36 protein-coding genes and 1 pseudogene are annotated in these 23,734 nt (G+C 57.1%); 3 read left to right on the top strand and 34 right to left on the bottom strand.

Annotation, left to right across the window (positions count from 1 at the left end; translation table 11 throughout):
- Window positions 1-79 precede the first annotated feature (79 nt).
- Window positions 80-847, top strand: coding sequence for a cyclase (locus tag CVT63_04470; protein ID PKQ28141.1), 768 nt, complete (start codon window positions 80-82; stop codon window positions 845-847).
- Window positions 848-854: 7 nt separating this feature from the next.
- Window positions 855-1,490 carry a haloacid dehalogenase gene (locus tag CVT63_04465; GenBank protein ID PKQ28140.1) on the top strand — a complete coding sequence of 212 codons (636 nt, stop codon included), beginning with the start codon at window positions 855-857 and terminating at the stop codon, window positions 1,488-1,490.
- A gap of 88 nt (window positions 1,491-1,578) precedes the next feature.
- Here CVT63_04465 and CVT63_04460 read toward each other — a convergent pair whose 3' ends face one another.
- A complete protein-coding gene (locus CVT63_04460; GenBank protein PKQ28139.1) occupies window positions 1,579-4,269 on the bottom strand; it encodes a hypothetical protein in 2,691 nt (896 codons plus the stop codon).
- 107 nt (window positions 4,270-4,376) lie between these two features.
- Between CVT63_04460 and CVT63_04455 the strand changes: the two genes are divergently transcribed.
- Window positions 4,377-4,907 (top strand): hypothetical protein, encoded by a 531-nt coding sequence (locus CVT63_04455; GenBank protein ID PKQ28138.1) that lies wholly within the window; start codon window positions 4,377-4,379, stop codon window positions 4,905-4,907.
- A 182-nt stretch (window positions 4,908-5,089) separates the two neighbouring features.
- Here the strand turns inward: CVT63_04455 and CVT63_04450 are convergent, their stop codons facing one another.
- The 33 genes and pseudogenes from CVT63_04450 to tuf all read right to left on the bottom strand — a co-directional run bounded on the left by CVT63_04450 (window position 5,090) and on the right by tuf (window position 23,702).
- The gene (locus CVT63_04450) at window positions 5,090-6,595 is read right to left on the bottom strand and encodes a hypothetical protein (GenBank protein ID PKQ28137.1); all 1,506 of its coding nucleotides are present in this window, start codon (window positions 6,593-6,595) and stop codon (window positions 5,090-5,092) included.
- A gap of 14 nt (window positions 6,596-6,609) precedes the next feature.
- Window positions 6,610-6,960 (bottom strand): 50S ribosomal protein L17, encoded by a 351-nt coding sequence (locus CVT63_04445; GenBank protein ID PKQ28136.1) that lies wholly within the window; start codon window positions 6,958-6,960, stop codon window positions 6,610-6,612.
- A gap of 8 nt (window positions 6,961-6,968) precedes the next feature.
- Window positions 6,969-7,901, bottom strand: a complete 933-nt coding sequence (locus tag CVT63_04440) for a DNA-directed RNA polymerase subunit alpha (GenBank protein ID PKQ28135.1) — start codon at window positions 7,899-7,901, stop codon at window positions 6,969-6,971.
- 26 nt (window positions 7,902-7,927) lie between these two features.
- Window positions 7,928-8,551: a 30S ribosomal protein S4 gene (locus tag CVT63_04435; protein PKQ28134.1), complete on the bottom strand. Its 624-nt coding sequence runs from the start codon at window positions 8,549-8,551 to the stop codon at window positions 7,928-7,930.
- A gap of 30 nt (window positions 8,552-8,581) precedes the next feature.
- On the bottom strand, window positions 8,582-8,980 hold the full coding sequence (locus tag CVT63_04430) for a 30S ribosomal protein S11 (GenBank protein PKQ28133.1): 399 nt from the start codon (window positions 8,978-8,980) through the stop codon (window positions 8,582-8,584).
- A 17-nt stretch (window positions 8,981-8,997) separates the two neighbouring features.
- Window positions 8,998-9,396 carry a 30S ribosomal protein S13 gene (locus CVT63_04425; protein PKQ28132.1) on the bottom strand — a complete coding sequence of 133 codons (399 nt, stop codon included), beginning with the start codon at window positions 9,394-9,396 and terminating at the stop codon, window positions 8,998-9,000.
- Between the two features lie 16 nt (window positions 9,397-9,412).
- Entirely contained in the window at window positions 9,413-9,529 is a 117-nt protein-coding gene (locus tag CVT63_04420; GenBank protein ID PKQ28131.1) for a 50S ribosomal protein L36, read from the bottom strand.
- Between the two features lie 28 nt (window positions 9,530-9,557).
- Window positions 9,558-9,812 (bottom strand): translation initiation factor IF-1, encoded by a 255-nt coding sequence (locus CVT63_04415; GenBank protein ID PKQ28130.1) that lies wholly within the window; start codon window positions 9,810-9,812, stop codon window positions 9,558-9,560.
- 175 nt (window positions 9,813-9,987) lie between these two features.
- Window positions 9,988-10,797 carry a type I methionyl aminopeptidase gene (gene map, locus CVT63_04410; GenBank protein ID PKQ28129.1) on the bottom strand — a complete coding sequence of 270 codons (810 nt, stop codon included), beginning with the start codon at window positions 10,795-10,797 and terminating at the stop codon, window positions 9,988-9,990.
- Window positions 10,794-11,456 carry an adenylate kinase gene (locus CVT63_04405; protein ID PKQ28128.1) on the bottom strand — a complete coding sequence of 221 codons (663 nt, stop codon included), beginning with the start codon at window positions 11,454-11,456 and terminating at the stop codon, window positions 10,794-10,796. The genes map and CVT63_04405 overlap by 4 nt, the downstream gene beginning before the upstream one ends.
- 12 nt (window positions 11,457-11,468) lie before the next feature.
- Window positions 11,469-12,737, bottom strand: coding sequence for a preprotein translocase subunit SecY (locus tag CVT63_04400; protein PKQ28144.1), 1,269 nt, complete (start codon window positions 12,735-12,737; stop codon window positions 11,469-11,471).
- A 142-nt stretch (window positions 12,738-12,879) separates the two neighbouring features.
- Window positions 12,880-13,326: a 50S ribosomal protein L15 gene (locus CVT63_04395; protein ID PKQ28143.1), complete on the bottom strand. Its 447-nt coding sequence runs from the start codon at window positions 13,324-13,326 to the stop codon at window positions 12,880-12,882.
- A 23-nt stretch (window positions 13,327-13,349) separates the two neighbouring features.
- The gene (locus CVT63_04390) at window positions 13,350-13,565 is read right to left on the bottom strand and encodes a 50S ribosomal protein L30 (GenBank protein ID PKQ28127.1); all 216 of its coding nucleotides are present in this window, start codon (window positions 13,563-13,565) and stop codon (window positions 13,350-13,352) included.
- Entirely contained in the window at window positions 13,549-14,073 is a 525-nt protein-coding gene (locus CVT63_04385; protein PKQ28126.1) for a 30S ribosomal protein S5, read from the bottom strand. Before CVT63_04385 ends, CVT63_04390 begins: the two co-directional genes overlap by 17 nt.
- Window positions 14,074-14,081: 8 nt before the next feature.
- Window positions 14,082-14,453, bottom strand: a complete 372-nt coding sequence (locus CVT63_04380) for a 50S ribosomal protein L18 (protein ID PKQ28125.1) — start codon at window positions 14,451-14,453, stop codon at window positions 14,082-14,084.
- Entirely contained in the window at window positions 14,450-14,986 is a 537-nt protein-coding gene (locus tag CVT63_04375) for a 50S ribosomal protein L6 (protein ID PKQ28124.1), read from the bottom strand. The genes CVT63_04380 and CVT63_04375 overlap by 4 nt, the downstream gene beginning before the upstream one ends.
- A gap of 19 nt (window positions 14,987-15,005) precedes the next feature.
- On the bottom strand, window positions 15,006-15,404 hold the full coding sequence (locus CVT63_04370) for a 30S ribosomal protein S8 (protein ID PKQ28123.1): 399 nt from the start codon (window positions 15,402-15,404) through the stop codon (window positions 15,006-15,008).
- 13 nt (window positions 15,405-15,417) lie between these two features.
- Entirely contained in the window at window positions 15,418-15,603 is a 186-nt protein-coding gene (locus CVT63_04365) for a type Z 30S ribosomal protein S14 (protein PKQ28122.1), read from the bottom strand.
- Window positions 15,596-16,189, bottom strand: coding sequence for a 50S ribosomal protein L5 (locus CVT63_04360; protein PKQ28121.1), 594 nt, complete (start codon window positions 16,187-16,189; stop codon window positions 15,596-15,598). Before CVT63_04360 ends, CVT63_04365 begins: the two co-directional genes overlap by 8 nt.
- Window positions 16,189-16,506, bottom strand: coding sequence for a 50S ribosomal protein L24 (locus CVT63_04355; protein ID PKQ28120.1), 318 nt, complete (start codon window positions 16,504-16,506; stop codon window positions 16,189-16,191). Before CVT63_04355 ends, CVT63_04360 begins: the two co-directional genes overlap by 1 nt.
- Before the next feature lie 13 nt (window positions 16,507-16,519).
- Window positions 16,520-16,888, bottom strand: a complete 369-nt coding sequence (locus CVT63_04350) for a 50S ribosomal protein L14 (GenBank protein ID PKQ28119.1) — start codon at window positions 16,886-16,888, stop codon at window positions 16,520-16,522.
- 18 nt (window positions 16,889-16,906) lie between these two features.
- Window positions 16,907-17,164 carry a 30S ribosomal protein S17 gene (locus tag CVT63_04345; GenBank protein ID PKQ28118.1) on the bottom strand — a complete coding sequence of 86 codons (258 nt, stop codon included), beginning with the start codon at window positions 17,162-17,164 and terminating at the stop codon, window positions 16,907-16,909.
- Window positions 17,165-17,372: 208 nt separating this feature from the next.
- Window positions 17,373-17,564, bottom strand: a pseudogene (locus CVT63_04340) (50S ribosomal protein L29).
- Window positions 17,565-17,568: 4 nt separating this feature from the next.
- Window positions 17,569-17,979 (bottom strand): 50S ribosomal protein L16, encoded by a 411-nt coding sequence (locus CVT63_04335; GenBank protein PKQ28117.1) that lies wholly within the window; start codon window positions 17,977-17,979, stop codon window positions 17,569-17,571.
- Entirely contained in the window at window positions 17,979-18,800 is an 822-nt protein-coding gene (locus tag CVT63_04330; GenBank protein PKQ28116.1) for a 30S ribosomal protein S3, read from the bottom strand. Before CVT63_04330 ends, CVT63_04335 begins: the two co-directional genes overlap by 1 nt.
- 1 nt (window position 18,801) lies before the next feature.
- Window positions 18,802-19,380 carry a 50S ribosomal protein L22 gene (locus CVT63_04325; protein PKQ28115.1) on the bottom strand — a complete coding sequence of 193 codons (579 nt, stop codon included), beginning with the start codon at window positions 19,378-19,380 and terminating at the stop codon, window positions 18,802-18,804.
- A gap of 16 nt (window positions 19,381-19,396) precedes the next feature.
- On the bottom strand, window positions 19,397-19,687 hold the full coding sequence (locus CVT63_04320) for a 30S ribosomal protein S19 (protein ID PKQ28114.1): 291 nt from the start codon (window positions 19,685-19,687) through the stop codon (window positions 19,397-19,399).
- Window positions 19,688-19,758: 71 nt separating this feature from the next.
- Entirely contained in the window at window positions 19,759-20,589 is an 831-nt protein-coding gene (locus CVT63_04315; protein ID PKQ28113.1) for a 50S ribosomal protein L2, read from the bottom strand.
- A 16-nt stretch (window positions 20,590-20,605) separates the two neighbouring features.
- Window positions 20,606-20,893 (bottom strand): 50S ribosomal protein L23, encoded by a 288-nt coding sequence (locus tag CVT63_04310; protein ID PKQ28112.1) that lies wholly within the window; start codon window positions 20,891-20,893, stop codon window positions 20,606-20,608.
- Complete coding sequence (locus CVT63_04305; GenBank protein ID PKQ28111.1) at window positions 20,890-21,516, bottom strand: 50S ribosomal protein L4; 627 nt, start codon at window positions 21,514-21,516, stop codon at window positions 20,890-20,892. The genes CVT63_04310 and CVT63_04305 overlap by 4 nt, the downstream gene beginning before the upstream one ends.
- Entirely contained in the window at window positions 21,516-22,169 is a 654-nt protein-coding gene (locus CVT63_04300) for a 50S ribosomal protein L3 (GenBank protein PKQ28110.1), read from the bottom strand. Before CVT63_04300 ends, CVT63_04305 begins: the two co-directional genes overlap by 1 nt.
- Before the next feature lie 93 nt (window positions 22,170-22,262).
- The gene (locus tag CVT63_04295; protein PKQ28109.1) at window positions 22,263-22,496 is read right to left on the bottom strand and encodes a 30S ribosomal protein S10; all 234 of its coding nucleotides are present in this window, start codon (window positions 22,494-22,496) and stop codon (window positions 22,263-22,265) included.
- A complete protein-coding gene (tuf, locus tag CVT63_04290; GenBank protein PKQ28142.1) occupies window positions 22,497-23,702 on the bottom strand; it encodes an elongation factor Tu in 1,206 nt (401 codons plus the stop codon).
- Window positions 23,703-23,734 lie beyond the last annotated feature (32 nt).

The following is a 23,734-nucleotide window of genomic DNA, read 5'->3' as shown; positions in this document are numbered from 1 at the left end:
TGCCTGACCCCAAATGGACAATACAAAGGAAGGCATGGACAGGTTGGAAAACTATCTTAAGAAACGAAAGAAGAGTTAGATGGCGGAGAGATTCAGGCTCATAGATCTGAGCGTGCCGATCGAAGAATCGGAGAGCGAGCCGTTCAAGCCTGTCGTTACGCACATGGATCATGCCGCGGGCGCTGATGTCATGTCGCAAATATTCGGCGTCCCGCCAGAAAGCCTGCCGGGCGCTCTGGGTTGGGCCAACGACAATATCACCCTGATAACCCACGCGGGCACGCACCTCGACGCGCCGTGGCACTACGCGCCCACAGCGGGCGGCAAGCGCGCGATGACTATCGATGAAATCCCACTGGAGTGGTGTTTTTCCGATGGACTCGTGCTGGACATGCGCTTCAAGACCGACGGCGAGAGGATCAATGTCGAAGATATCTCTAATGAGCTTGACAGGATCAGTTATACGATCAAGCCGCTCGACATAGTCCTGGTAATGACAGGCGCTGATAAGCACTGGGGACGCCCCGACTACATGAACCGAGGCGCCGGCATGACACGCGAGTCCACGCTCTGGCTGATAGAGCGCGGTGTGAAAGTTATGGGGACAGACGCATGGGGCTTTGACCGGCCGTTTTCGAGCATCGTGGATGAGGTGAAGGCCACCGGTGACGTTTCCATCATCTGGGAAGCCCACTACGCCGGGATCGAGGCGCCTTACTGCCATCTCGAAAAGCTGGCCAACCTCGACAAGCTCCCGCCCCACGGATTCAAGATCGCCTGCTTCCCGGTAAAGATCACGGGGGCAAGCGCGGGATGGTGCAGGCCCGTAGGTATCACAAGCGATTAGGAGGAACATGGAACTAAAGCACATCTACGACATCATCAAGGAAACGTTCGACGGAGAAAACGCGGCCAGGGAGAAAGGGCTCTCCCTCTCCAGGGACGCGATCCAGTTCTGCGCGAACTCTATCCGGGCGACCCACCGGGGCGACCGGGAGGAAGCCGTGAAATTGCTGGACAACGCTAAAACCAACGTCGAGAGCGCCCACGCGCTTCTAGCGCCCTTTCCGCGCATCTACTACGCGGGTTTTCTGCAGGAGGCCGAAAAAGAATTCTCTGAGGCGTCCGCCACGCTTGCCCTCGTCGAAGGCAAACCGCTTCCCCTTCCGGATGAGCTCGACGTCGGAGTCGCTCCTTACCTCAACGGCCTCGGCGAGGCGGTCGGTGAGATGCGAAGGCACGTGCTCGACCTCATCAGAAACAACCACCTCGACCGCGGCGAGGACATTCTCATGACGATGGACGACATCTACTACCTGCTCGCTTCAGTTGATTATCCCAACGCGATAACCGCGGGGCTCAAACGGACGAACGACATGGTACGTGGCGTCCTCGAGCGAACCCGCGGAGACCTCACGACAGCAATACGGCGTCAGAGCCTCGAGCAAACCATAAAAGAACTCGAGAAAAAACTGATTGAAAACGCATAATGGGGTCAAACCATTTTATGCGTTTCTATGCGCACTCCCATTTATCTGCTGCAAAATGCATAAAATGGTTTGACCCCATTATGCGTTTTCAATAGGGAATGTCGCAGGTCATGACAGTTATGTCGTCCTTGAGTTCGCCGCCGCAGAAATCCAGAACATTTTCTATCAACAGGTCGATGCACTTCTCTGGCGGCGTATGGTGATTCGCCGCGACAAACCTGTTGAGCTGCTTCAACCCATAACGCTTGCTTCGCGAACTCTTTGCGTCCACTACACCATCGGTGAAAACTACGATGCGATCGCCCGGGTCGAGTTTCCGGCGCTGGACGTCCAAGCCCATTCGCGAGAATATGCCGAGAAGTGAGCGTTTCTTTGATGTCAACGGCACAAGCGGTTTGCCCACCCCGACGATCAACGGCTCCTCGTGACCCGCGCTCGCGTAACTGAGCGTCATGGTCTCGAGGTCAAGCACGCCGAAGAATACCGTGACAAAGCTTTCAGATCGGTTCGCCAGGTAGAGGCTTGTGTTGACGTGCTCCATGACCTCGAGAATATCGTTGTGCCTTCGCGCCTCCCCCCGTAGCGCGTTTATAGCCATGGTCGCGAGTAGCGCCGCTCCTATCCCGTGGCCTGACGCGTCCCCCACCTCCAGGAACACTTTTTCCCCTTCGCGCCAGTAGTCGAACCAATCGCCGCCCACCTCGCGGGCTTGCCGCTGCCTGGCGTGTACGCGCACACCGCTCGCAAGCAGCGCCTCGCGCGGCAGCAGGCTACTCTGTATATCGGCCGCTATTTCCATATCGCGCTGGATGAGAGCGTACTTTTCGAGCTCCTTTTGCTCGCTGATATCGCGATACATCGCGACGACATTCTCGATCTTCCCATCCTGGCCTATGATCGACGTGAATGTGCCATTCACGGGGATATTCTTTCCTGACCGGTTTACGATCTCCCCCTCGCTATAGTTGACGCGCTCTCCGTTGAACATCCTGTTGATCGGGCAGTCCAGATTCGGGCACATTTCCGAAGCGCTCTTCGATCCGTAAAACGCCTCGTGACAGGTCAGCCCGCGCGTCTCCTCCTGGCTCCAGCCAATAAGGAACTCGGCCGCCGGGTTCACGAAAACTATTTTCTTTTCTCTATCTATCATGAAAACCGCGTCGGGCGTCGCTTTCAGCACAGCCTCGCTCTTCTCGCGCTCGTGGTACAACTTCTCGTTGACCTCCGCGTTCTTGATAGTCAGTTGTTGCTCAAACAGCTTCTCCCGCAAACGTCGATTCTGAATAGCTCCGGCCGCCTGTTTCGCGAAAGAGTCCGCGAGCGTAATGGCGTCCTCCCCAAACCGCGCCTCGTCGCTCGTCGACTCCAGGCTCATGAGACCGACAAGATCGTCCTTCACTACCAGAGGGATCTGTAAGCAGGACTTCGCTCTGGCTCCCTTGAATATCCGCAACTCCAGGCTCGCTTCCTCGCCAATATTCTCTATCAGTACCGGCACTCTTTCTCGAAGCGCCCGCGAGGTCGCCTCTTCCAATCCGCTCACCGGGATATGAAATCGATTGTGCACCCACGCCTGCAGTGTGTTGCGCCCGTAGCCGACCATAAAAGTCAGATCGTTCGTCTCGGGTTCGAATAAAAACAGCGAACAGCGGTCAACCATGAGGACCTTTAAAGTTTTTTCAGCGATAATTTCCAGCAACTCATCCAGATCGCGCGCCTCGTTGATCAACTGAGCAAACTCCCTCATCGTTATCGCCTGTCGCCTGCGACGCCGCTCCTCGTTGAAAAGTCTGGCGTTCTTTATCGCGATGCCGGCCTGCGGCCCCAGTGTAGTGAGCATTGTAATATCCAGGTCGGTGTAGGCGCGCACTGTGGTCTCGTAGAGCTCTATGACACCGATAGGTTCCTCGTCCACTAAAACAGGGATCGAGAGAGCCGAACGTAGCTTGTGGCCCACAACTGGCTTCGGAAGATCAAAGCCCGCGAGCTCGTCGTCGCGCGCCAGAACATACTCATTGCGCTTGATCGCGACACCGGCGAGAGTGTTCTCAACCGGGATCCTGCCACGCGCCCGTATCCTGGAGAGCCCGATGTCCACCACAGAATATAGATAATTCCCTGTCTCATCAAGCAACATAATGACGCCTATTCTGGTCTGCAGGAGGCTGGTTGCGACATCGAGTATCTGTCCCAGCACGCGCTCGAGATCCACTGTGGAAACGATGGTCTGTCCAAGCCGCGACAGCGCCCGGAACTCTTCGAGTTGCTTCTTCATGGACAACTGTTCTTCGGCGTGATAGGCGCGCCTCATGTAGTTGCTAACGAGCTTGGAGAGGCTGTCTCTCGAACTGGCGAGATCAACCCACTCTTCGCCAGAATACCCATTTGGAAGCTGGCTGGCGACAATTTCGTCCCAGGCAAAATCCTCCCAGGCGTTAAAACTATCAATCGCCAGGCCGAGCTCAACGCCCTGGCCGACATACTTGCGCCCGAGATCTTCCACAAAGCTCTTTATCCGCTTGTGTGACAACTCAGCCGCCTTGAAATAATTCATATAGAGCTGGTAGAAATCGTGGAAGGATTGGCGAAAGTCGGCATGCGCGGCGGGCGTCAGCTCATTATGGTCTGACAAAAACGCGTCAACCACGCGGACGAGCTCGGAAATCATTCGTTCTTCGTTCTCGCGCAGAAACTCGACGAGCTCGTGCCTGAGCGTAGTCACCTCCGGCGCGCTGATGCGTGAAATATTCTTGTGTGCGCCAGCAGAGAAATCGTCCATCCTGCTCCTATCGCAGGTTGTGTGCGCCTGAACACCTTGGACTCCAAACAGTTTATCGGCTATATTAATTGTCGGAATAACAAGCCTGTTGCCGTAGGGGGGTCAATGTGGCATCGACCATATTCAAGATAATCGGGATAGTGTCAATTGTTGCGTGCACGCTCGTTGGTATCCTTGCTCTTCCTTTCCTTGCGCGTTTTCTTAAAAAAGTGAATGAGTCCATAGCCGATCGCTCCCGCCAGATCCGCGACCAGGTATCGACATCTCTTAATGAAATCGAAACGGCACAGACGCAGATAGAGACGATCGCGACGACGACATCCTCTATCAAGGCCGGAATGAACTCATGCCTGACTACCGCCGATAAGGCAGTGTCATTTCTCGAATCCCGGATTTTTCAAACAGGCGTGCCCGCCGCGCTCTGGCTCTTGCTGATCGCTATCGCCCTGCCGCGAGGATTGCGCAAGAGCAAGTCAAAGAAAAAGGCCAGGCGCGTCATCCCGCCACCGTCCTGGGATGACGCCGCCTTTTATACACAAAACGTAACTATTCAGCTTGACCACGCCAGGGGTCAGGCACCGTCTACCTTTCCGTCTACCGCAGCCAGGGGTCAGGCACCGTCTACCGCTGCACGGTAGACGTTGCCAGACCCCTCACCCCAACCCTCTTCAGCAAAGCGAGGGGTGTTTTCTCACGACCGACGTCTCAAGTCCGCGAGCGGAGGGCTAAAGGGCACAGAGTGAGAAAACGCATAATATGGTTTGACCCCATTATGCGTTTTCAAGCAAAGCGGAGGGCGGAGAAGACACCCCGAGCGCCCCTACAGGTGGAGTTGCCGCGTGTCCACCACCCAGTCCGCCTTCAAACCGGTTCGCTCGAAGAGACGTTGCTCGATCTTCTTAGAGTGTTCGAACTCAATCTTGTCGGGAGATATCTCGGTATCAAACTTCACTTGCTTGATAATGTCAGATTTGACGATCTCGGCGTCCGCGCCCTCATTCAGTGACACAAACACTAGAACCCGGTCGCGGCTGGTCACGTCATTCTCGTCCTCCTTGGTCACGACAACCTGGAAAGAATCGACGCCCTCCACCCGCCTGACAGCGTTTTGAAAGCTCGCGAGCCCGACGCGCGCGCCCTTGATTTTTGTAAAATCTCTCGTCGCGCGACCGATCGGCGGCCTCAGTATCGGTAGCGTGAGTCCACAACTCGAGCACCTGTCCCACGTAACTCCACCCTGTATCAGGTCGCCCATCCAGTAACGCAACAAGACCGAACCGCGCCAGCCGATGTGCGAGAAGCAAAGAACCCCCGGCTCTCCCCACTTCACCGGCTCTCTGGTTTCAGGATCCAGCATCTCCCAGAAATAGAACTCCGGATTCAGGTGCATCCCGATCTTTTCATCGCACTCGAAAAACGCGCCGCGGAGCTCGGTGGATCCGTAGCCCTCTATTATTTTGATATCAGGTGAGCCGATCCTCTCGAACTGTGACTTGAGCCTGGCGCGATACTCGTCGGAAAGAGGCTCCGCCGCCATCACCGCGTACTTGACAGGAGCGGGTTTCGGCGCGGCGGCGCCCTCGATCATCTCCGCCGCGGTCTTGAGCCAGTAGGTGATGTACGATGGGATCCCGATGTACATGTCAAACGGCATCATCCCCGCGATGACCACCTGCTTCTCCGTGGGGATCGCCTTGCCGCCGCAAGTGTGGAAAATCGCGCTCCCGTGGTCGCACGTGAACTCCGCGAAAAGAACCTGGAAAAACGCGAGGTGCGGCAACGCGGGGAACATGTTCAGCGCGCGCATCGTGGGCTCCCAGCCAAACAGGTAAAACATGCCCGCGATCCAGGGAATCACGTTCTTGAGGTCGTGGTTGGTGTAGGTGGCCATGCTTGGCGCGCCTGTTGTGCCACCGCTCATGTGAAAGTGAATAGGGTTCCACTCCGCGGCCGCGCTCTGCTTCACTCTGTCGGTGAAAGAGCGAGGTTTGCCGTAAACATCACGCAGGTAGCGGATCGTGAGCGTCCTGTACGCGTATTCAAGCTTCTTACCGGACGAAATCTCCTCGACATCGTAGGGCGCGCCCTCGACCCTGGGCTGCATGACAAACGCCTTCTGATCAACAACCGTGTCTTCTTTGGTCGTTATTGGTATCCGCCTGAGATCGTCCAGGCTCGATAACCTGTCGGGATCGATTCCGTTCTCACGAAAGAGCTTGCGGTAGTAGGGATGGTAAGGGTTGACGTAATCCTTGATGTACTTGAAGAGTTTGTTTCGCGAGTAATTCTGCTGCTCTTCCGGGGTCCACTCATAAGAAATAGCCACGCCCGACCTCGTTTCTATACCAACTCGAGTATCACCATCGAGGCATTGTCGCCCTGTCGCTGTCCGAGCTTGAGAATCCGCGTGTAACCACCGTTGCGGTCGGAGTAGCGAGGCGCGATTTCCTTAAAGAGACGGTGTACGACGTCGGCGTCGTTGATAACTTTGAGAACCTCTCGCCGCGCGGCGACGTCGCCCCTCTTACCGTAGGTGATCAATCTCTCTATCAATCTTTTGGCCATCTTGGCCCGCGTCTCAGTCGTCGTTATGCGTCCGTGTATTATGACCTCGCGGGCGATGTTGGCCATCATCGCTTTCTGATGGGACGCGCTGCCACCAAGTCGCGGTCCTTTCTTGGGTTTCGGCATTTAAACTCCTAGTCAGGCTGCTTCATAGACAGGCCTCGCGCCTGCAGATTCTCCTTGATCAGCTCCACCGTCTTCGCGCCGAGGTTCTTTATTCCCAGTAGTTCTTCTTCTGTGTGACTCACCAGATCGGCGATCGTGGCGATCTTTACTCTTTGGAGGCAGTTAGACGCGCGCACGTTCAGGTTCAGTTCGCTGATACCGGCGTCGAGCATTGAGAAACTCGAGAGTTCGCCTGTCTCGAAAACATTCTCGACCAGTTTCTCAGACAGGTCCGACAGGAGCATGATGTGTTCTATCAGAATCCTGGCGCCGCTGCTGACCGCTTCATCCGGCTTGATGCTTCCATTTGTGCCAACCGTTAGCGTGAGCTTGTCGAAGTCGGTTCTCATGCCGACCCTTGTTTCTTCAACTTTGAACTTGACGTTGGTCACGGGGGAGAAAACCGAGTCCACCGGGATGACGTCAATCGAGCTCCCCTCCCTCTCGTTGTCTTCCGCCGAGGCGAAGCCGCGTTCTTTCTCGACTGTCATCTCTATCTCGAGTCTGGTCTTCTTGGTGAGTGTCGCGATATGCTGCTCGGGATTCACAACAGTCACGTTGGACGGCGCTTTTATGTCGCTCCCCTTCACCGGCCCCGCCTTTGTCACCAGCAACTTGATCGTCGCGGGCTCGTCTCCATCCAGGCTGAGCACAAGCTCCTTGATGTTCAAGAGGATTTCGATGGTGTCCTCACGAACGCCCGGGATCGTGGAGTACTCATGATTCACACCGGTGATCTTCACGCTCGTCACCGCCGCCCCAGGGATAGAGGAGAGCAATCCCCTCCTCATGCTGTTGCCGAGAGTGTGTCCGAGCCCTCTCTCGAGCGGCTCGATGACGAAGACGCCTTCGGTCTCATTCAAATCGAGCACTTTTATTTGAGGCTTCTGATATCCTAGCAAATCTTCCCTCCGTAATTCTGTAAGGTTTATCGCGAATAAAGCTCTACTATTAGCTCATCTCGTATCGGCACATCCGGGTTTGTGCCCGCCGGTTTTTCTACCACTGTGGCGGTCATGCTTTTTTTGTCGACCAGAAGCCATGAAGTCTGTTCCCTCTGAACACTCTCGAGCGCGATTTTGAACACCGCGCTGTCGCGAGAGTTCGGCGCCACCGATATCTCCATTCCTTCCTTTACGATATAGGAAGGAATGTTCACTTTCTTGCCGTCCACCCGCAGGTGCCCATGGCGCACGAGCTGGCGGGCCTGATTGCGGCTCACCGCGAACCCGGCTCTGTAGACCACGTTGTCGAGCCTGCTCTCCAGTATCCGAAGAAGGTTCTCCCCCGTGCGTCCCTTCTCTCTCATGGCCCGTTTGTAGTAGGATCGGAACTGCTTCTCCATGATGCCGTAAACACGCCGGGCCTTTTGCTTCTCACGAAGTTGCATCAAATAGTCGGTCTCCTTGACCCTTCTCCTGCCGTGCTGACCCGGCGGGCAGGCGCGTCGCTCGACCGAGCAACGGTCGGTGGAGCACCGATCGCCCTTGAGGAACAGCTTTGTCCTTTCTCTGCGACACAGTTTACAGACCGATCCGGTGTATCTCGCCATAGCGCATTGAGGGCCGCTTAGAATCGCGCCCTACACTCTCCTTTTCTTTTTCGGCCGGCACCCGTTGTGCGGAACCGGTGTGACGTCCTTTATCGATCCAACCTCGATGCCATTGGCCTGCAGGGTTCTGATAGCGGTCTCGCGTCCCGAACCGGGGCCCTTCACCCGCACCTCAGCCTTGCGCAACCCATGCTCGGCAGCCTTCCTGGCGGCGGCCTCCGCGGCAAGTTGCGCGGCAAACGGCGTGCTCTTGCGGGAGCCCTTGAAGCCTATCGTTCCAGCGCTCGCCCACGCGATCGTGTTGCCCTGAGGGTCTGTGATGTTGATTATCGTGTTATTGAACGTAGCCTTGATGTTGACTATGCCGTTGGGCACATTCTTCTTTACTTTCTTCCGTCCCCTGGACTTAGCTTTCCCCGGTTTAGGCACGCGCCATCCCCCTTTGGTTATCTACCAGTGCCACCAGCAGCCTGGCGCTGTTTTTTCTTTATGCCGACCTGCGGTCTCGGACCTTTGCGACTGCGCGCGTTTGTGTGGGTTCTCTGCCCGCGCACAGGCAAACCTCTCCTGTGCCTCACGCCCCTGTAACACCCGATCTCCATCAGCCTCTTGATGTTCTGCGCGCGCTCGCGCCTCAAGTCGCCCTCTATCTGAAAGTTCTGATCAATGAACTCTCGAAGTTTGATGATCTCCTCGTCGGTCAAATCACGCACCTTCGTCTCCGGCGCCACGCCGGTCTCGACGCACGCTCTCCGCGCGCACGAATTGCCTATGCCGTATATGTAGGTCAGCGCGATCTGTACCTGCTTGTCCCTCGGAAGGTCGATACCCGCGATTCTAGCCAAAACGCATCCTCTTCTCTCACTTTCCCTGCCGCTGCTTGTGGCGTGGGTTACGGCAGAGCACTCTGACCTGCCCGTGCCTCTTGATCACTTTGCACCTGTCGCACATCTTCTTTACCGATGGTCTGACTTTCATCTCATGCCTTTGCTCATTCAGCCGCCTCTCACTTATGGCGGTAAGTTATCCTGCCTCGGGATAGATCGTACGGCGACAACTCGACCGTGACTTTGTCGCCCGGCAGGATGCGTATGTAATGCATCCGCATCTTGCCGGATATGTGCGCGAGCACCCTGTGCCCGTTGTCCAACTCGACTTTGAACATGGCGTTTGGCAACGGCTCCAGCACAGTGCCCTCTACTTCTATGGCCTCATCTTTTGACGCCAAACCTATCCCTGTCTCCTTAGTGCCCCGTCCCATAAATACTCGCAAGCGAACGCCGCTGCATCCGCGCCTGCCGCGTTGGGCTCCCTCCCCGTACTCACCGAGTACGACTCGGTCGCGCGGCCTTTTAAGGAACGGCGGCGCATCGACGCTCTCGGTACGACGCCGTATTTACAGGACAGAGCGCTTAAAAAGCGCACAAAACTTGATTTTACACAAAACAACATGACTTTTCCAGCCCACTGCTTCCCATTGAAGTCGTCGTCAGCACTTCCGCGCCAGAGTCCGTCACGGCCACAGTGTGCTCGAAGTGCGCGGACAGGCGCCCGTCCTTTGTTTTAACCTTCCAGCACTCAGGTGAAGTCCAGACGTCTGATGAGCCCATGTTGACCATAGGCTCCAGCGCAAAAATCATTCCCGGCTTCAGAACCGGACCGGTCCCGGGCGTCCCGTAGTTCGGAATCGGCGGATCTTCATGCATCCGAGCGCCAATCCCATGCCCAACAAACCTCCTCACCACGGAAAAACCCGCGGCCTCAACGACCGTCTGTATCGCGCTCGATATATCACCCAGTCGATTGCCTGCCCTGCAAGCGGCAATGCCCGCGTCGAGCGCGTTGCGCGTCACGTCAACAAGAATCAACGCCTCGCTCTCCGGCTTCCCTATTATCAAAGACACGGCGGCGTCGCCAAAGTACCCTTCCATTTCGACGCCCGTATCGATACTCAATACGTCTCCGTCCTCGAGCGGCCGTATCCCGGGGATCCCGTGGACCACCTCATCGTTCACCGAAGCGCATATAGTACCAGGAAAAGGCCCGCACTGAACAAACTCCGGCTCGTAACCCTTGAACGCCGGCACAGCGCCACTGTCACGGATCATCCGCTCGGCTATCCGGTCAAGCTCCAGCGTTGTCACGCCAACGTCCGCCCTTTCCACAATCGCGTTGAGAACCTTTCCGACCAGATGGCCGGCCCGTCTCATCTTATTAATCTCCTCGCGAGACTTGAGGACGATCACTTTTTCTCACCACCAGCCGTGTCCATCGCCAAAATGATCTGTTCGAAAACTTCATCCGACCTCAAAGATCCGTCTATGTCAACGAGTTTGCCCAACGGCGTGTAGTACTCGATCAGCGGTTCAGTCTGCTTGCTGTAAACCTCGAGTCTGTTTCTCACCGTGGCCTCGCGGTCGTCCTCTCGCGTAAAAAGCTCCGAGCCACAGACGTCGCAAACGCCAGCGGCGGCGGGCGGGTTGAATGCCACGTGGTAGATGGCCTGACAATCCCGGCACATCCGCCTGCCCGTCAAGCGCGCCACAAGAACCTCGGGGTCAACATCTATATTGACAACGAGATCTATCGCCTTTCCTTTCTCCTGAAGGTAGCGATTCAGAGCCTCGGCCTGATGGAGGCTTCTCGGGAAGCCGTCCAGAATGAAGCCGCCCGTGACGTCATCGTTCTCGAGCCTGTCGGTCACTATACTTTCGACGACGACGTCCGGCACGAGCTCGCCCGAGTCCATATATTTCCCGGCCTCGAGGCCGAGTCGGGTCCCTTCCGCGAGGTTCGCCCTGAAAATATCCCCGGTTGACACCTGAATCAAGCCGTACTTCGCGGCCATCCTCTCACTTTGAGTTCCTTTTCCCGCCCCCGGGGGACCCAGGAGTACGACGTTCATTCGCGCAACTCCTTACTTGCTCAAGAACCCCTCGTAATGGCGCATCTGCATCTGCGACTCTATCTGTTTCATCGTCTCCAGCGCGACTCCTACGATAATAAGAACAGCCGCGCCTCCGAACGGAACATCATGAACCCCAAAGAAAACAAGCATGATGGCGGGGATCAGCGCGATGGCCGCCAGATAAAGCGATCCCGGCAGATTGATGCGGTTGACGACCTTGGACACGTAGCTGGTCGTCGGCATCCCCGGCCTGATGCCCGGTATGAACCCCCCGTACTTTTTGAGGTTGTCGGCCAGTTCGAACGGATCGAATATTATCGCCGTGTAGAAGTACGCGAAAAACACTATGAGTCCTGTATAGATGGCAAAATACGATATCGAACCTTGTGAGAAGGATTTGGCGAACTTCGTCAAAGCGGGAAAAAACTGCGCGATTATGAGCGGGAAAGACAGAACCGCCGACGCGAAGATAATCGGAATGACACCTGACGTGTTGACCTTCACGGGAATGTAGGTGCTCGCGCCCGAGTACGTCTTGCGCCCGCGAACCTGCTTGGCGTACTGGACAGGTATCCTTCTTTCCCCCTGCTCTATATAAATGACCCCCGCGATAACCGCGAGCCCCGCGCATGCGACCGGCGCCAGCAGGGCGGACTGCCTGACCATTATAGTCCGCGCCATGTTTGACAGCTCCGCCGGCAACGCCGCGATGATGGCGGCAAAGATCAGTATTGACATGCCGTTGCCCACTCCACGTTCGGTAATGAGTTCGCCGAACCACATCAACAGCGCCATTCCCGCCACAAGCGTGAGCACTATCAGCAGACCTTTGGAGAAAGTGATGCCTGGCAGTATCTTCTTCGACTCCTCGCTTCCATTGCTGAAAGACACGATGAGCGCCGAGGATTGCATCGTCGCGAGCACAAGGGTCATGTATCGTGAAATTTTCGTTATTTTCTTGCGGCCGAGTTCGCCTTCCTCATGCCACTCTTTTATCTTGGGAATCACCGCGGAAAGGAGCTCCATGATGATTTGTGCCGTGATGTACGGCATGATCCCAAGGCCGAAGATCGCCATGCGCGCCAGGCCGCCGCCCGTAAACAGGTTGAGAAAACGAAGCAATCCGTTCCCCGAGAGCTGTTTCGCGAGGTTCGATATGCTGACGCCCGGAGCGGGGATAAAGCAACCGATGCGATAGAGGGCCAGGATGAAGAAGGTGAAAATAATCTTCTTCCTCAAGTCCGGGATTTTCATAGCGTCCCGGAACCCGGATAGTATCTTCAAGCTATCACTCCGTTAGGGGTCAGGCAACGTCTACCTCTCCGTCTACCCCGCGTAGTTGATTCCGACGGGGTCAGGCACCGTCTACCGCTGCGCGGTAGACGGTGCCTGACCCCTAACGCTAACGCTAACGCTAACACTATATCACCTCGGACTTTCCTCCAGCGGCCTCGATCTTCTCAACGGCGCCACGAGTAAAGGCGTGGGCCCTGACCGTTAGTTTCATGGTGAGCTCACCATCGCCAAGAATCTTCACGCTCATTCGCTCTTTCTTGATGAGCCCGGATTCCGCGAGCGTCGCCGGATCCACGATAGCGTCTTCCTCGAAGCGCCGCTCCAACTCGGAGACGTTCACGACCGAGTACACCTTGCGGTTCCTGGGCGTGAACCCGCCCAGTTTGGGAAGGCGCCTGTACAGTGGCATCTGACCGCCTTCATATCCCACCCTGCTCTTCGAGCCCGAGCGAGCGTTCTGTCCCTTATGGCCTCTGCCGGCCGTCTTCCCGGTGCCTGAAGAGTGGCCCCTGCCGAGACGCTTCCGCGCCGATGTGGCGCCTGGAGCGCCCTTCAGGTTGTGCAGTCGTATCCGCTCATTCTCTTCCATCGCCGCTATCCTTCATCCCCGGACGCCGCTTTGCCTCTGGCGACCTCCTCAACCTCGACCAGGTGCTTGACCTTGAATATCATTCCCCTTATCTCGGGCCGATCTTCTTTCTCTACGGTGTGGCCTATACGCTTGAGACCCAGCGCCCTTACCGTGCCCCGCTGATCCGGGGGCCTGCCCACAAGACTTCTCTTGAGTGTGACCTTAAGCCTCGAGCTCATCGAACACGCTCCTCCCACGGATCTCCTCGACGCGCTTTCCGCGTGTCCGGGCAACCTCCGACGGGCTCCTCAATGATTGAAGCCCGTTCACGGTGGCTTTTATCACGTTCAGCCGGTTGTCCGAGCCAAGGCTTTTCGTAAGGATGTCTTTTATTCCCGACACCTCCATGACCGGCCTCACCGCTCCTCCGGCGATAACGCCGGTGCCGGGAGAAGCCGGCTTCAACAGCACACGGGCCGCTCCAAATTTGCCCTCCACCTGGTGTGTTATGGTCTGCCCCGCCATCGGCACCTGAAACATGCTCTTTCTGGCCTTCTGGAACCCCTTTTCGATGGCAAGCGGAACCTCACGCGCCTTGCCATAACCGACACCTACCCATCCCTTGCCATCGCCTACGACAACCAGGGCGGTAAACGAGAATCTGCGCCCGCCTTTGACAACCTTGGCCACCCTGTTGATATGGACGACCTGCTCCTCTATTTCCTCTGCCTGGATCTCGAAGTTCATCGCATCTCCTAAAATACAAGCCCGTTTTCGCGGGCCGCATCGGCAAGCGCCTTGACCCGTCCATGGTATTTGTAGCCTCCGCGGTCGAAGACCACCTGGCTGAAACCTTTCGCGATAGCGCGCTTCGCGATTTCCTCTCCGAGAGCGGCCGCCGCCGACGTCCCGGTCATTTTTCCTTTCGCGCGGAACTCCTTCTCCAGCGTCGAGGCGGACACGATTGTAATGCCTCTCACATCATCGATAACCTGAACGTTCATCGTCCTGTTGCCACGGAAAACGGACAACCTGGGCCGCTGTGTGGTCCCCGACAGCTTCTTGCGGATACTGCCGCGCCGGCGGTCTCTGCCTGTCCGAGCCTTTGTGACTACACGCTTGCTCACTTTATCGCCTTTCCAACTTTCCTGCGGACTTCTTCGCCCGCGTACCTTACGCCCTTGCCCTTGTAAGGATCAGGCTTACGCAGCGCCCTGATATTCGCCGCGACCTGGCCGACAAGCTGCTTGTCTATCCCCTTCACAATAATGCGCGTCGGGGTAGGCGCCTCGAACACTATCCCCGGTGGCGGGGAAACCGTCCTTGGGTTCGAGTATCCGAGCTGAAGCTCTATGTCGGATCCCTTCAAGGCCGCCCTGTAGCCTACACCTTGTATCTCGAGCACTTTCTCAAAACCTTCGGTCACTCCACGAACCATGTTGAATATAAGTGTGCGCGTCAGCCCGTGCACGGATCTGTCATAGGGCGCGTCGGTTCGCCTCGCCACCAGAACCTGCCCGGCTTCCTGCTTAATTACTATCCTGTCCGAGATGTCCTGTCTCAGCTCGCCTTTCGGGCCCTTCACTCGGAATACGCCGCCATCAACGGCAACCGTAACGCCGGTCGGCACTACGACCGGCATCCTGCCTACACGTGACATGGGGGAATCCTCTCCATCGTTACCATACGTAACACATTACCTCGCCGCCAACTCCTATAGACCCAGCTTGTTTCTCGGTCATTACGCCCCTGGATGTAGAAAGTATCGCGATGCCGAGCCCGCCAAGCACCCTCGGCATTGCGTCTTTCCTCGCGTACACCCTCAAGCCCGGGGTGCTGATTCTCTTTATTCCCTTGATCACGCCTGTCCTGTCCGGCCCGTACTTTAGCGTGACGATAATAGCGTCGAAGCCATCATTCTTCACTATCTCGTACCGCTTTATGTACCCTTCTTGATTCAGAATCCGCGCTATCTCAATCTTGGTCTGAGAAGCGGGAATCTCGACTTTGTCCTTGCGCGCGCTCGACGCGTTCCTGACACGAGTCAACATGTCCGCTATCGGATCGGTCATTGTCATCGAGTTGCCTCCCCTACCAGCTCGACTTGGTCACGCCCGGCAATTCACCGTTGTGCGCAAACTCCCGCATGCATATGCGGCACAACCCAAACTTCCTGAAGTACGCTCTCGACCTTCCGCAACGTTTGCAACGGTTGTACCGGCGCGTCGAGTACTTCTGCTTTTTCTGCTGTTTTTCTACCAGGGCTTTCTTAGCCAACTTTCGCCTCCTGGTTCGTTTTGAACGGAAAGCCCAGCGCCTCGAGCAAAGCCTCGCCTTCCTCATCGGTTCTTGCGGTCGTAACGACCGTTATATCCATTCCCCTCACCCTGTCGATCTTGTCGTAATCAATCTCAGGGAAGATAACTTGCTCCGACAGGCCCATGGAGTAGTTCCCATGCCCGTCAAACGAGTTCCTCGACAACCCACGAAAGTCGCGAACCCTGGGAAGCGCTATCGACAGCAACCTGTCTAAAAATTCGTACATCCTGTCTCCGCGGATGGTCACCTTGCACCCTACGATCATCCCCGCGCGCAACTTGAACCCGGCCACAGAACGCCTGGCCTTTATTATCACGGGCCGCTGACCGGTGATGACGGCAAGATCCCCGGCGGCGGCCTCCACAGCCTTTGGGTTTGTGGTCCCCTCGCCGATGCCCATGTTGACGGTGACCTTCACCGGGCGAGGCGCCCTCAGTTTGTTTGTCAATTCAAACCGTTCCATGAGCGCCGGCGCTATCTCTTCTTCGTAATCCACTTTTAGACGAGGAACGCGCCTCGAAGTCTCTTTCTCCACCTGTTTCATTAGAACTCCCGCCCGCACTTCTTGCATGATCTGATAATAGACTTGCCGCCTGAGCGCAAGCGCTTCACTCTTGACGGCGCGTCGCAGCCAGCACACACGAGCATGACATTTGACGCGTTCACCGGAAGCTCCCAGTCTACGACCCCGCCCTGCGGGTTAGCCTGGCTCGGGCGCATGTGCTTGCGTGCCCTGTTGATGCCCTCGATAACCACCCGACAACTGACCGGATCCACTTTCAAGACCTTCCCGCGTTTGTCAGCGTCCTTGCCCTTGAGAATCTGGACCGTGTCCCCTTTTCTTATGTGCATGCTCTTCATTTCATATCCACCCCTACAGCACCTCCGGGGAGAGCGAGATAATCTTCATGAAATTCTTTTGCCGGAGCTCCCGCGCCACCGGCCCGAAAATCCTCGTGCCTCTCGGATTCATCTGGTTGTCGATGAGCACCACGGCGTTCTCGTCGAATTTTATGTAACTCCCATCGGGGCGCCTGCGCTCTTTCTTCGTTCGCACGACCACGGCCTTGACGACCTCGCCCCTCTTGACCGATGAGCCGGGGATCGCTTCCTTGACGACTCCCACGACTATGTCCCCAACGTACGCGTATCGCCGCCTGGAGCCGCCAAGCGTTTTTATCACCAAAACCGCTCTTGCCCCGGTGTTATCCGCGACTCGCACTCTTGTTTCCTGTTGTATCATCTCAAGTCTCCCGTCTCATTACCGGGCTTTTTCGATTACAGAAACCAGGCGCCACCTCTTCTGCTTCGACAGCGGTCGCGTTTCCATGACCTGGACGATGTCGCCCACGCCACACTGGTTCTCCTCGTCATGCGCGTACAGTTTCGTGGTGCGCTTGATGGTCTTTCCATAAAGCGGGTGTCTGACCTTTGACTCGATAGCAACCACCATGGTCTTGTCCATCGAGTTGGACACTACTTTCCCCACTCTCATTCTGCGCAACGGTCTTTTCGCCATGTTCTCCCGCCTATTGTTCCTTCAGCTCTTCCTCAACCTCTTCCTCGAGCTGTTCCTCAGTCTCCTCTACCATCTCTTTTTCTTCAGCCAGCTTCTCGAGATCCTCCTCGATCTCCGAGGCAATCTCCATCTCGCCCTCCTCTTCGGGTTCCTCAATCACCTCGCGGCGCGGCAGCGCGGCAAACGCCTCCTCAAAAGCATGAGCATGTATGGAAAACTCTCTCTCCGTCATTACGGTACAAACGCGAGCGAGGTCGCGGCGCGTTTCCTTGATCTTCATCGGGTTGTCCAATTGCCCGGTGGCGTGCTGAAATCTCAAGTTGAAAAGGGTCTCCTTGAGTTCACGAAACTTATCGTGGAGCTCACTTTCGTCCAGTATTCTAAGCTCGCTCGCTTTTATCATGTTACTCTTCCCTCTTCACAAACTTGCACTTGACAGGCAACTTGTGCGACGCCAGCCTCATCGCCTCACGAGCTACCGGCTCGCTCACGCCCGCCAGCTCGAACATCACTTTTCCGGACTTTACACAGGCGACCCAGTACTCCGGGTTGCCCTTCCCACTGCCCATCCTGGTCTCGGCCGGTTTTTTCGAGATCGGTTTGTGTGGGAAAATGTTAATCCAGACCTTCCCGCTCCTCTTGATGTAACGCGTCATCGCGATTCGGGCGGCCTCTATCTGCCTGGCGGTTATCCATGCCGACTCGAGAGACTGAAGGCCGTAGTCTCCAAAGTTGACGCGTGTTCCGCCTTTCGCCTTTCCCTTCAAGCGACCCCTGTTCACCTTCCTGTGCGGCGGCTTCTTCGGCTGAAGCATTACTCTGTCGCCTCCTGCCGAGATGGCGCCGCGGCGTCTGCTGACAAGCTCTCCGGCGCGTCCGACGGCGGCTGTGGGGCGGGCGGCGTGGCGACAACAGTCGTCTTCACAGGCGCCTCTTGCCGGCGGGACGCTCGAGGCCTGGACGGGCGGGCGGATCCAAGCGACGCGGGCATCGCGCGACTTTCCTTACGCTTGCCGATTACGTCTTCTGTATAAATCCAAACCTTGACGCCAATGCGCCCAAAGGTCGTCTTCGCTTCGACAAAGCCGTAATCGACGTCGGCGCGCAGTGTTTGCAGCGGCACCCTTCCCTCGCGGTACCATTCCCTGCGAGACATCTCCGCCCCGCCGAGACGTCCGCTGCACTGTACCTTGATGCCCCGGGCGCCGAGCCGCATCGTATTGCCTACCGCTCTTTTCATAGCTCTTCTGAAGGACACCCTTCCGGATATCTGATCGGCTATATTGCGGGCCACGAGCGTGGCGTCAAGGTCGGGAACCGGTACCTCGATAATGTTAACGGAGACGTCGTGCCCAACCATTTTCGAAAGATCGTCCCTTATCTTGTCCACCTCGCTGCCCTTGCGCCCGATGACTATCCCGGGCCTGGCTGTGTGAACATCGACCGAGAGCTCCCTGGCCTTGCGCTCTATCTCTATCTTCGAGACCGCGGCGTTCGCAAGCTGCCGCTTGAGGTACTCACGTATCTTGATGTCCTCTAAAACCAGGTCGGGGTACTCCTTACCGGCTATCCACCTGGATTTCCAGTCGTTGATGACTCCCAGCCTGAAGCCGTACGGGTGAATTTTCTGCCCCACGTCAATCCTCACTTTTCTCTTCGACGGGCAAGCCCTTCTCTTTTACGTCCGTCTCAATGGCGTTGGCGGACTCGATCTCCACAGCGGATTCTTTCAGATCAACATCCACCGACTTTCCAGCGCGTGAAGGTTTTGCGTCCTGATCAACCTCAGCCTGCTTTCCGTGAGCGTCTTTGCCCATGGCGGCCTTTATCTTGCCCGTAACCGCCGCGCGGCGCTTGCCTCGCCTGGGCGTTGCCTTTTGAGGTTCTCTCTCGTCGAGGATTACGGTTATATGACAAGTTCGCTTGTTTATGCTGGTGGCGCGACCCATCGCCCGAGGCCTGAATCGCTTGAGCGTCGGCCCTTCGTCAACGTACGCTCTCGAGACAAAAAGCGTCTCCGGGCTTGAACTGTTGTTGTTCTCAGCGTTGGCCGCGGCGCTGCGCAACACCTTGGAGATTACTTTTGCGGCCGCTCTGTCCGAAAAGTCCAGTGTCTGTTGGGCCGCCTCGAGATTCTTTCCCCTTATGGCATCCACTACCAGACGGGCCTTTCTCGGACTGATCCTTATGTATCTTGCGACTGCCTTGCTCTCCACCGTGCGTCCTTCCGCCCTATCTAACGCGGGCCCTTTTCTCCTTGGCCAGCTTGCCTCCGTGGCCCCGAAAAGTACGCGACGGCGCGAACTCCCCCAGCTTGTGCCCTACCATGCTCTCCGTTATGTAGACAGGCACGTGCTTTTTCCCGTCGTGTACGGCGATCGTGTGTCCAACCATCTCCGGAAATATGGTCGAGCGCCTCGACCACGTTTTCAAAACCACCTTCTCGCCGCGGTGGTTCATTTCCATGACCCGCGCCAGCAACTTCTCATCCGTATATGGGCCTTTTTTAAGTGAACGAGACAACTCGCCCTCCCGTGCTCGCCGCCAGAGCCTGATCCCTCGCGTCCAACGCAAGAATCATCCCCTGGCTTTTATTACTTCTCTCTCTTGGTGCGAACGATGTACTTGCCCGAAGACTTCTTCTTGTTCCTGGTTCGGTAACCGAGGGTCGGCTTTCCCCACGGCGTCACCGGATGGCGGCCACACTTGCTCTTTCCCTCGCCGCCGCCGTGTGGGTGATCAACAGGGTTCATCGCCGCGCCTCTGGTCTGCGGCCTCGTGCCTCGATGCCTGGACGCGCCGGCCTTGCCGATGCGTATCAACTCGTGCTCCGCGTTTCCGACCACTCCCACCGTGGCCCGGCAATCCGTGTGAATCTTGCGCACCTCACCCGATGGAAGGCGTAGATGAACGAACCCGCCCTCGCGCGCCATTATCTGCGCGGAGGCGCCGGCGGAACGAACGATTTTCGCCCCCTGCCCCGGCTTGAGCTCTATCGCGTGCACCATGGCGCCCGGCGGGATGCTCCCCAGCGGCATCGCGTTGCCCGGCTTGATGTCCACTCCAGCGCCGGACTCTACCGTGTCCCCCACCTCGAGGTCATCCGGGCAGATGATGTATCTCTTCTCCCCGTCCCTGTAATGCAGAAGCGCGATGCGCGCCGACCTGTTCGGGTCATACTCGATGTGCGCGACCTTCGCAGGGACTCCGTCCTTCTCTCGCTTGAAGTCCACGTATCGGTACAGCCGCCTGGCGCCGCCACCCCTGTGCCTGGCGGTCTTGCGTCCCTGGGCGTTGCGTCCCCCGGTCTTTTTCAGCGGCGCCGTGAGAGACTTCTCTGGTTCGTCTCGCGTGATCTGCGCGAAATCCGATACCGAGGCGAATCTCCTGCCAGGTGATGTCGGTTTATATTTCTTTACGCCCATCTTTTTTCTCCGCTTATCAACGGCTCTCGAAGAACTCTATGTTCTGACCCTCCGCGAGAGTCGCGATCGCTTTCTTGCCCCTCGCCGTCCGGCCTTTGATCGCACCGCGGCCACGTGGCTTGCCCTTCGTTCTCATCGTGTTGACGCCTGTCACTTCGACGTCAAATACCGTCTCGATGGCATCCTTGATTTCCGACTTGTTGCAACGTGGATCCACCATGAACGTGTACTTATGAATATCTATCGCGCCATAGCTCTTCTCGCTTATGATCGGATAGAGGATCACGTCATGCGGATCCTTCATTTTCTCTCCCCCTGCAGTTTATCAAGCGCCCCTTTCAGCAGAAGGAGGCTGTCAAATCTCAAAATATCGTACGTGTTGACCTCGCTCGACAGAAACGTCTCAACATGCGCCAGGTTCCTGAAAGACTTCTCGACATTCAAGTCGTCCTCTCCTACGACAACCATGATTTTGCCGTGCATGTCCAGCTTGCCCAGTATCTCTACCGCGACACTGGTTGATGGCGTTGAGAGCGCGAAATCCTCGAGCACCGTGACGCGGTCATCGCTGGCGGCATCTGACAGGGCCGAGCAGAACGCCAGGCGGCGCACTTTTCTGGGAACCCGGAAAGAATAGTCCCTCGGCTTCGGCCCGAACACGACTCCTCCGCCCTTCCATATCGGTGAGCGGCAGCTGCCGGCGCGGGCTCTGCCGGTGCCCTTCTGCCGCCACGGCTTGACGCCGCCGCCTCGCGCCTCGGCGCGCGTTTTCGTCGAGGCTGTGCCAGCCCTCGCAGCCGCGCGTTGCATCCGCACAACCTGATGGATCGCATACTTGTTTGGTTTGACGCCGAAGTACTCGCCTGAGAGCTCAACTTCTCCCACCGTGTTTCCTTCGACGTTCTTTAGAGGTGCCTTCACGCTCATCACCGCTTGCCTTTTCCGCCGCCGGCCTTCACAGACTCCCGGACAAGTACTATGCCGCCCCGAACACCTGGAACGGCGCCTTTCACCATCATCAGTCCCTTCTCACTGTCCACTTCTACCACTTGCAGGTTCAGAACTGTCACTTTCTCGCCACCCATACGCCCCGGAAGCTTCTTCCCCTTGAAGACCTTCGATGGGGACGCGCACTGCCCGATCGAGCCTGGAGCGCGGTGGAACCTGGACCCGTGCGAGGCCGGACCTCCCGCGAACCCGTAGCGCTTGACGACGCCGGCGAAACCCTTTCCCTTGCTTACGCTGGTTACGTCGGCGTGGTCGCCTTCCTTGAACTCCACGGCAAACCTCGCGCCCACCTTGTACGCCTTTGGATCCAACGGCAACTCCGCGAGGAACCTTTGCGGTGGAACCTTTGCCTTATTGAAGTGGCCCCTCATCGGCATGTTAATCTTGCGCTCGACCTTTTCATGAGGAATCTCGCCAAATCCCACCTGGACAGCTTCGTATCCGTCTTTCTCCTTTGACTTGAGCTGCGTTACAACGCACGGACCTACCCTGAGCACCGTGACAGGCACCAGCAAATCGTCCTTGAACAACTGCGTCATACCCAGTTTCTCGCCAATTATCGCTTTGTTCATGCTTCTCACACTTCTCACGCTACTGTTCCGTCAACTTTCAACGCCAGGGGTCAGGCACCGTCTACCGCTCCGTCTACCGCTGCGTGGTAGACGTCAGAGCTTGATCTCTATGTCCACGCCTGCCGGGAGATCCATGCCCATCAGAGCATCAACCGTCGCCGGGGCAGGATCCATGATGTCTATCAACCGCTTGTGCGTCCGAATCTCGAAATGCTCGCGCGAATCCTTGTTTACATGAGGAGACCGTATGACGCAGTAAATGTTTTTCTCAGTCGGCAACGGCACAGGGCCCGAGATCGTCGCGCCTGTCTTTTTGGCCGTCTCCACTTACTTATAAATCTTGATAACGCGTCCCGCGCCTACAGTCCTTCCGCCCTCACGGATGGCAAAGCGCAGGCCCTCGTCCATGGCTATCGGGGTTATGAGGTCAACGTCCATCTCCGTATTGTCCCCGGGCATGACCATCTCGACACCCTCGGACAACGCTATGGAGCCGGTCACGTCAGTGGTGCGGAAATAGAACTGCGGGCGGTATCCCGTAAAGAACGGGGTGTGCCTGCCGCCCTCATCCTTGGAGAGCACGTAGACCTGGCCGCGGAATTTGGTGTGCGGGGTTATGGATCCCGGTTTGGCCACGACCTGTCCGCGCTCTATCTCGTCCCTGTTCACGCCACGGAGCAGAATACCGATGTTGTCCCCGGCCTGTCCCTCGTCCAGTATCTTTCTGAACATCTCTACCCCGGTGCAGACTGTCTTGCGGGTCTCATTCGTCATGCCAACTATCTCTACCTCATCTCCTGTGTGGATGCTCCCGGTATCAACGCGCCCGGTCGCCACCGTGCCCCTGCCGGTGATGGAGAACACGTCTTCCACCGGCATCAGGAAGGGCTTGTCCACCTCTCGCACGGGGGTGGGAATGTAATCATCCACCGCGTCCATGAGATCCATGATGGGCTTGCACCACTCGCAATCATCTTTGCCGCATGAACACTCGAGCGCCTTGAGAGCGCTTCCGACTATGATCGGGATGTCGTCCCCGGGGAACTCGTACTCTGTGAGGAGCTCTCGCACTTCCAGCTCCACCAGCTCGAGTATCTCGGGGTCGTCAACCATGTCGGCCTTGTTGAGGAAGACCACCATGGAGGGGACTTCCACCTGGCGGGCCAGCACGATATGCTCGCGGGTCTGGGGCATAGGGCCGTCAGCCGCGGATACCACCAGGATGGCGCCGTCCATCTGGGCCGCCCCGGTGATCATGTTCTTGATGTAGTCAGCGTGGCCGGGGCAATCCACGTGGGCGTAGTGGCGATTGTCCGTCTCGTACTCCACGTGGGCAATGGCTATCGTGATGCCCCTCTCCCTCTCCTCGGGAGCGTTGTCGATAGAATCGAAGGAGCGCACCTCGACACTCAGGCCCCTCTCGTGCAGCACCTTCGTTATGGCAGCGGTAAGCATAGTCTTCCCGTGATCCACATGCCCTATGGTGCCGACGTTCACGTGCGGCTTGGTTCTCTCAAACTTTTCCTTGGCCATGGCGCCTCCTTCCTTCCTTACTGTCCTTTGGC

The sequence above is a fragment of the Candidatus Anoxymicrobium japonicum genome (assembly GCA_002843005.1).
Classification (GTDB): domain Bacteria; phylum Actinomycetota; class Geothermincolia; order Fen-727; family Anoxymicrobiaceae; genus Anoxymicrobium; species Anoxymicrobium japonicum.
Note: the sequence above shows the minus strand (reverse complement) of the source record. Positions and strands in the feature narration are given on the sequence as shown.

What these genes read in the sequence shown, in the direction of transcription:
- CVT63_04345 (PKQ28118.1), bottom strand. Translation starts at nt 17,164, where the DNA reads ATGGCGAAAAGACCGTTGCGCAGAATGAGAGTGGGGAAAGTAGTGTCC.
- CVT63_04415 (PKQ28130.1), bottom strand. Translation starts at nt 9,812, where the DNA reads ATGGGACGGGGCACTAAGGAGACAGGGATAGGTTTGGCGTCAAAAGAT.
- CVT63_04355 (PKQ28120.1), bottom strand. Translation starts at nt 16,506, where the DNA reads ATGAAGAGCATGCACATAAGAAAAGGGGACACGGTCCAGATTCTCAAG.
- CVT63_04465 (PKQ28140.1), top strand. Translation starts at nt 855, where the DNA reads ATGGAACTAAAGCACATCTACGACATCATCAAGGAAACGTTCGACGGA.
- CVT63_04335 (PKQ28117.1), bottom strand. Translation starts at nt 17,979, where the DNA reads ATGCTTCAGCCGAAGAAGCCGCCGCACAGGAAGGTGAACAGGGGTCGC.
- tuf (PKQ28142.1), bottom strand. Translation starts at nt 23,702, where the DNA reads ATGGCCAAGGAAAAGTTTGAGAGAACCAAGCCGCACGTGAACGTCGGC.
- CVT63_04405 (PKQ28128.1), bottom strand. Translation starts at nt 11,456, where the DNA reads ATGAACGTCGTACTCCTGGGTCCCCCGGGGGCGGGAAAAGGAACTCAA.
- CVT63_04420 (PKQ28131.1), bottom strand. Translation starts at nt 9,529, where the DNA reads ATGAAAGTCAGACCATCGGTAAAGAAGATGTGCGACAGGTGCAAAGTG.
- CVT63_04305 (PKQ28111.1), bottom strand. Translation starts at nt 21,516, where the DNA reads ATGAGCGTGAAGGCACCTCTAAAGAACGTCGAAGGAAACACGGTGGGA.
- CVT63_04385 (PKQ28126.1), bottom strand. Translation starts at nt 14,073, where the DNA reads ATGAACTTCGAGATCCAGGCAGAGGAAATAGAGGAGCAGGTCGTCCAT.
- CVT63_04470 (PKQ28141.1), top strand. Translation starts at nt 80, where the DNA reads ATGGCGGAGAGATTCAGGCTCATAGATCTGAGCGTGCCGATCGAAGAA.
- CVT63_04300 (PKQ28110.1), bottom strand. Translation starts at nt 22,169, where the DNA reads ATGAACAAAGCGATAATTGGCGAGAAACTGGGTATGACGCAGTTGTTC.
- CVT63_04460 (PKQ28139.1), bottom strand. Translation starts at nt 4,269, where the DNA reads ATGGACGATTTCTCTGCTGGCGCACACAAGAATATTTCACGCATCAGC.
- CVT63_04445 (PKQ28136.1), bottom strand. Translation starts at nt 6,960, where the DNA reads ATGCCGAAACCCAAGAAAGGACCGCGACTTGGTGGCAGCGCGTCCCAT.
- CVT63_04310 (PKQ28112.1), bottom strand. Translation starts at nt 20,893, where the DNA reads ATGAAGGATCCGCATGACGTGATCCTCTATCCGATCATAAGCGAGAAG.
- CVT63_04360 (PKQ28121.1), bottom strand. Translation starts at nt 16,189, where the DNA reads ATGAAACAGGTGGAGAAAGAGACTTCGAGGCGCGTTCCTCGTCTAAAA.
- CVT63_04350 (PKQ28119.1), bottom strand. Translation starts at nt 16,888, where the DNA reads ATGATACAACAGGAAACAAGAGTGCGAGTCGCGGATAACACCGGGGCA.
- CVT63_04375 (PKQ28124.1), bottom strand. Translation starts at nt 14,986, where the DNA reads ATGTCACGTGTAGGCAGGATGCCGGTCGTAGTGCCGACCGGCGTTACG.
- CVT63_04390 (PKQ28127.1), bottom strand. Translation starts at nt 13,565, where the DNA reads ATGAGCTCGAGGCTTAAGGTCACACTCAAGAGAAGTCTTGTGGGCAGG.
- CVT63_04370 (PKQ28123.1), bottom strand. Translation starts at nt 15,404, where the DNA reads ATGACAATGACCGATCCGATAGCGGACATGTTGACTCGTGTCAGGAAC.
- CVT63_04435 (PKQ28134.1), bottom strand. Translation starts at nt 8,551, where the DNA reads ATGGCGAGATACACCGGATCGGTCTGTAAACTGTGTCGCAGAGAAAGG.
- CVT63_04315 (PKQ28113.1), bottom strand. Translation starts at nt 20,589, where the DNA reads ATGGGCGTAAAGAAATATAAACCGACATCACCTGGCAGGAGATTCGCC.